7 protein-coding genes are annotated in these 5868 nt (G+C 45.1%); 2 read left to right on the top strand and 5 right to left on the bottom strand.

Translation table 11 applies throughout. The features are described from left to right. A partial coding sequence (locus BLP64_RS10555; protein ID WP_176754975.1) for a transposase occupies positions 1-322 on the bottom strand: 322 nt, incomplete at its 3' end. Here BLP64_RS10555 and BLP64_RS10550 point away from each other — a divergent pair. Continuing rightward, on the top strand, positions 300-1034 hold the full coding sequence (locus tag BLP64_RS10550; RefSeq protein WP_143001100.1) for a hypothetical protein: 735 nt from the start codon (positions 300-302) through the stop codon (positions 1032-1034). The two genes, BLP64_RS10555 and BLP64_RS10550, sit on opposite strands and share 23 nt — an antisense overlap. Positions 1035-1048: 14 nt before the next feature. Here BLP64_RS10550 and BLP64_RS10545 read toward each other — a convergent pair whose 3' ends face one another. Continuing rightward, the gene (locus BLP64_RS10545) at positions 1049-2398 is read right to left on the bottom strand and encodes a plasmid pRiA4b ORF-3 family protein (RefSeq protein ID WP_176754974.1); all 1350 of its coding nucleotides are present in this window, start codon (positions 2396-2398) and stop codon (positions 1049-1051) included. Between the two features lie 63 nt (positions 2399-2461). Between BLP64_RS10545 and BLP64_RS10540 the strand changes: the two genes are divergently transcribed. Then, entirely contained in the window at positions 2462-3853 is a 1392-nt protein-coding gene (locus BLP64_RS10540) for a DUF6880 family protein (RefSeq protein WP_092594002.1), read from the top strand. 296 nt (positions 3854-4149) lie between these two features. Here BLP64_RS10540 and BLP64_RS10535 read toward each other — a convergent pair whose 3' ends face one another. The 3 genes from BLP64_RS10535 to BLP64_RS10935 form a co-directional block, all read right to left on the bottom strand. Beyond that, complete coding sequence (locus tag BLP64_RS10535) at positions 4150-4614, bottom strand: hypothetical protein (protein ID WP_092594001.1); 465 nt, start codon at positions 4612-4614, stop codon at positions 4150-4152. Between the two features lie 118 nt (positions 4615-4732). Then, positions 4733-5650 (bottom strand): SH3 domain-containing protein, encoded by a 918-nt coding sequence (locus tag BLP64_RS10530; RefSeq protein WP_092594000.1) that lies wholly within the window; start codon positions 5648-5650, stop codon positions 4733-4735. Continuing rightward, positions 5601-5868, bottom strand: a 268-nt coding sequence (locus tag BLP64_RS10935; RefSeq protein WP_233340157.1) for a hypothetical protein, incomplete at its 5' end; no start/stop codon positions are given. The genes BLP64_RS10530 and BLP64_RS10935, both read right to left, overlap by 50 nt.

The following is a 5868-nucleotide window of genomic DNA, read 5'->3' as shown; positions in this document are numbered from 1 at the left end:
CATCGAATCCGTTAAGTTGGCGTTCGCCCTTGCGAACCAGCTTGGGCTCAAAGCTACCGTTTCGGTCGCGGGGGATATCCAGTTCGATATCACCGTTGGTGCTGCGAACCGTTTTCTTAGTTTTGCCGTTGCGAGAGTTGCCGCTGTTGTTGCCGGCTGAGTCATTTGGTGCGTAGCCTAAATGGGCTTCCATTTCAGCTTCTAGCGCCCGCTCTGCCACCTTCTTGGTAAGCTGTTTGAGCAGGCCGGTTTCGCCTAAGATGTCTTCTGGAGAATCACAGCCATCAAGCAGCTGATCGATGAGTTTGTCTGATATTGGCATTCTGATATCCTTCTTCGATATTGTTAAGAATGCCATTTACACAGATATTTTTACACTCTCTGGCGCATTGGCGTTGGCGCTGTTTTGGGTGCCTATATTTGCGCGCAAAGGCAGCCGAACACACATTCACTACGGCAAAATGTACGTATGGCTAATGTACATTGTGGCCGTTTCAGGCGTTGTGATGTCAGTTATGGTTTTAGTGAACCCAAGTTATTTTAAGCCAAACGCCTCGCATACAGTGGTTTATCAATTTTATAGTTTGTTGCTGTTTTTGTCGGCGCTAACTTTTGTAAGCGTGCGCCATGCCATGCTGGTGCTTAAGCATAAAACCGACACCTCGGTATTTCGCCGCGTTGGCTTTTTGTGGATGCCTGCGTTTTTAGTTGGAGGTGGCGTTACGCTGCTTGTTATAGCCGTCAATTCAAGCTCTACACTTATTCTGCACTATGTATTCGGCGGTTTAGGTGTGTTTATTGGCTCTAGCATGGCCCATTTTGCATTTCGACAAAACCCTCCACGTAAGATCTGGTTAACCGAACACATTGGCGCGATTCTTGGCTCTGGCATAGCTGCTTACACCGCATTTTTGGCCTTTGGCGCGCGCCATTGGCTAACTTTCTTAGGCGAATGGCAGCTGGCCGTCTGGATACTTCCCGGCGTTGTCGGCACTGTGGGCATTGTGTGGGCGTCGCGCCGTTGGGGGCGTTGATAAACGAAAAACGCTCAAGACTTAAAACTTTCGCAAGTTGGTTTAAATACTTCGCGGGCTAATTGCGAAATAGCAACTAAGTCATGTTCTTGTAGCTTTCGAGTTTTTGCATTGCTTCGCGTGCTACTCTTAAAATTCAACAAATTGAATAAGCGAGCAATCGTTTCTACGCGATGCAGCCATGCATACAATAACGCTTCTTCAGGTTCAAAATAGTTATCCTGCACTTCTTGATAAATTTCGGGGTGCCACAGAAGAATCAGCTCAATTAGTGCAGAAATAGGCACATAATCGTTATTGCCAATGAGCCATACCAGCATGTCAGGGAATGTTTGTTGAATTTGCGGCAACTTCGCATGACCATCAAGCTGATGCCACAATAATTTCGTTATTGCCGCTTTTAATAACAGTTTATATAAGTCGCTGTGCGCCGCAATTGGTAGGTGTTTGTTTCCTTTTGCGGTCAACTCAATTTTGCCTTTGCTGACTTTTACAAACCCAGCATGTTGCGCTAATTTTCGACTTAGCAAAACCGGCATATTTTCTTCTTCGCGCGGTACTTTGTTGTCAAAAATGTAGGCTTCTTCCCAAAACGCACTATTGTCGTAGGCATCAAACATCGCCTGCACAATGTTTTTAGGTAACCAACCTTTGGCGGTTAACTTTGTTGGCCCCGAAGTTTGCAAATAATTCAGTAGCGCCAACACCATAGGTACGATAGGCGTATGCATTGCATCACGTGGAGCTTGCATTGTTTTAATAAGTGACGCACTGCGAAGCCGTGTTTGATAAGTGGCATGCTCAAGCAGTACACGGTCAAAAATATCAGACCATTGCACATCGTCTGCATCCCAATGCTTAGTTCCTAACCATAATTTGTACTCTTCGGCTTCAGCGTTGTTTTTCGGCTTGGCAAATGCTTCCAGCATTGTTTTATAGCCCCAAACGCCACCAACATCTTCAGGCGGGCAGCGCCCCTCAGCATGCGTTAAAACAATTATCTCATGACTAAGACTGCGCTCGGTTAACGTGATTTTATGCTCCCAATCGTCACCAAAATCATATAAATACGCTATTTCGTCGCCCGTTTTGCGCAGTAATTGATTCAAAGCCACGGTGCTTTCATCAATTAATTCAATATCTTCTGGCGAACCCCACTCTAGGGTATTTTGAATGGTTTGTTTGCTTGTATAGCGTTTGTTGGCTAGCGCGAATTCATGCAGGTGCATGTCTTGCCACCCCATGGCTGCTTGCACAATTCGATGAAAGTCACTCAACAATACGGTTGCCGGCACCTGAATTTTACGAATAATCGGTCGCGGTGCGTCAACGAGGGCAATAGTAATATGATATAGTTCGGCCATTGGTGCATGTGTGAAATTAAGTGATGGACGCATAATAATTTAGCCCTGCGTTGGAGTCACGCGTTGAATTCAAAACTTAAAACATTGCTAGACGCTGCAACAAGCGAGCAACTGCGAGCTCTTATTGAAGATATTTATGAGCAGAGCCCGCTTGTGGATAACTTAATTCAAAGCCATTTAATTCGTCATGATAGAGCCGAGGATAGTGCCGGGCTAAGCGCGTATATTAGTCAACGTATTGCCGCGCTATCGCGAGGCCGTGCATTTATTGACTGGCATAGCGTTCCCCAATTTAGTCACGAATTAGATACGCTAATTCGCGATATAAAAACGTTAATTGATTGTGACCCACATAGCGCCTTCAATTTAATTGATAAGCTTTTAAGCATTCACGACAAAATTTATGAACGCGTAGATGACTCTAGCGGAATTATTGGTGAAAGCCTTCGTGAAGCAGTGAGCGTTTGGCTAGCTGCAGCTTCTGCCTGTCGCCAACAAAATCTACTAAATAAGAAATGGCCGGAAACACTCAAAAATTTGCATGTACGTAGAAACAACTATGCCGTTTGGGATGAGCTCTTGGCCAACAGTACTGACTTACTTACCGTGACCGAGTTAACTGATTTAGCCGAAGAATTTGAAGCGCAATTGGTAGCTGAGCTACAGCGCACCCAAAATAAGACATTTGATAGCGGCTACTTAACCTATAAAACTGGTTTGCTTGGTATTGCACATGCTTTGAAAAGCGTTGAGCTTTACACACGCGCAGTGACAATGGTTTCGCCGCAGCCGAATCCATTACAGATAGCCGATATTATTCGCTTCTGTCTGCACCACAATCGGCCCAAGACTGCACTTTCGTGGCACCAAAAGGCAGAGTGGAGACCACATGACTATGAGCAAGAGCGGCTTCTAGACGACATATTGGTGGCTTTAGGAGATAGCGCCAAACTGCGTGAAGTGCGCCAACAAAAATATGAACGTGAACCGTCGTATGTGAATTTACAGCGTTTAATTGACGTTGTGCCTAAACAAGCTGCAGAAGAACTGCTGCAAAACGCTGCTGAAGTTGCCTTTGCGACCACATCACTGACCTTGTCACTCGCATTTTTATTTGAGCTTGAGCGTTATGAACTTGCTGCTAAACGCATAATCGCCGACGCTGAAGGCCTAAACGCAATATTTTATAGTGAGCTTGTGGACTACGCCAAGCTCCTGTCAAAGCACCAAGAACCGTTAGCTGCGTCACTGGTTTATCGCGCACTAATTAATTCCATTCTAGCCGATGCGCGCTCAAAGGCATATACACACGCCGCGCGATACTTTAGGGCGCTAGTCAAGATTGATCAGAAAATTATCAACTATGCGCCATCTATGACTCATGCAGATTATGTATCCGAATTAAAACAAAAACATGGGCGCAAGCGGGCATTTTGGTCACGCGTTGATGGCTAAAGCCCGCCACCCGGCGTGGAACGCCGGCTACTCAATATTCTGAATCTTAATATTGGTTGGAAATTGCAAGTAATTGATATTTATTGGCTTGCCTGGGCTGCAGTAGCTATAAATGAAAATTTACCCACCAGTTTACCCACCACTTGGCTTGAGTAAGGGGCTTCTGCCGTCCATTCGATGCAACTTAGTCAATAAAGCCCGCGAACCACTCTCGTTTTTGAGTGCCTGACATAAAGCCCAAACCTACCAAGCGAAGGCAAAGCCGAGAAGAAAATCCGTCGCCGTGCTTGGCATTGTTAACTGCTGGCATTTTCGAGCAACTTCTTCAGTATAGTTTCTAAATAGTCTGGCTCTGGAAAAAGCGATTTAGTATAAAGCCAGTTTCGGCGTGGTCCTATTGTGAATGTGCCAGTTCTTACTTTGTAGCCGGGATTCACATGATAGGCTCCTGACTCAAGAATCGCCTTGGCTTCGGTTTTTGAAAGAACCCATTGAGGACCACCTTTTCCTGCTCTGGTGTCATCAATTCGACAGGAAAGGCCTTGCTCTTTAACCGCCAACCAAGTTTTCTGTTTAGATGTCCTAAACACAAGAATTTCCCGAAGGCTACCCTCTGCTTGATTATCCGAGGCATTCTCAGGTTCCGCCTCTTCCTGCTCTGGTGCTATTAGATATGTTCGGTACGCCAATACAGCCATTACAACAGCGGTCACGGCTGTAATGATCTGTGTAATCACTTGTGTCCAAACAGGAAAGCTCATTTAGATAAATTCCTTTCAGCTATCGAAGCAGTTAACGCCCCAAGCAGGGGCGTATTTTTGCGTTTTGATCGAAGCGAAACAAAAATATGTCCCGCTGCCTTGGATTGGTAGAGAAATATCACTCATGACCTTCAGGGGTGATCACTAAAAGAAAACGATTATGCGCCCAGCCTGTTACGTTTACGTTCGCAACATGATCGAAATACTCAACCTTTGCCCAGTCTCTGTGTCGCTCAAGTTCCACTAATTTTTGATTCCTTGGGATGCTTCCGATTACCTCATGGTCTGTGCTCGGCCCAGACCGTAAATTCATAGATCGATCTGAAACTAAAAAAGATTTATTCAACTGATTTGTAGTTGATTCAGTTATCTGTGCAGAAATTGTTTGCTCTAAGTCGTCCATCCTCGCGAGCAACCTTTCCTCTGATTCTTGAGAAGATAGCTGAGAAAGGTAAAATAGAAAAAGTGCCAGAAAAATCTGTATATAAAATTCTGCGCTTAGGATTCCAGGAGGAGCACTTTTAGCTCTTTTTTGAATCTCTACAGACAGGTCATCTAGAGGTTCATCACCTGATAGGTTCTCGTATTCACTAATGATAAGTCCATAAGCTTCAGAGAACGTCAGAGCCACGTAGCCATCACTCATTTGTTTCGAAACGCTTAAAAAAGCCTCCATTGCAGGACTTTTTTCAATTGCACGTAAAGCTCTTAACGCAGGAGAATCCTGCAGTTGCTGAATAGCCTTGAAAGCTGGTGACTTTTGAAAGTCTCTCATGGCTTTCGCTGCGGGAGACGCTTCCAACTCCCGTATCATACGAATTGTGGGAGACTCTTCGAACTCCCGGATCATTTTAATTGCGGGAGAATTTTGTAACTGATGCATCGATTTTAGCGCCGACTGGTCATTTAACTGACGCATTACCCGCATAGAAGATGCTCTCTCTATTGCTCGAATTGCTCGAATTGCGCGCATAGAGGGCGAGTTATCAAGGTCGCGGATAGCTTTTAAGGGCGGGCTGTGGAATATATCCTTCATAATTAATGGCTCTAAGTTGTCTTCCTTCCTCTAACGCCCGGCTCACCGAGCAAATTTTTGATGGCGGCTTTTGTGCGTATTTTTGCACAAATGGTGACAGCGGAAATTTGTCCGGTGAAGCCGTTTGATACTCATTGAGCCTTCTCCCCAATTTAGCCAGCTTGGCTAAACTGAAAGGCAACCAAACCAAAAAGGAGAAGACCCAATGAACTTTTACA

The organism is Pseudidiomarina indica (assembly GCF_900104245.1).
In the GTDB taxonomy this organism is placed as follows: Bacteria; Pseudomonadota; Gammaproteobacteria; order Enterobacterales; family Alteromonadaceae; genus Pseudidiomarina; species Pseudidiomarina indica.
Note: the sequence above shows the minus strand (reverse complement) of the source record. Positions and strands in the feature narration are given on the sequence as shown.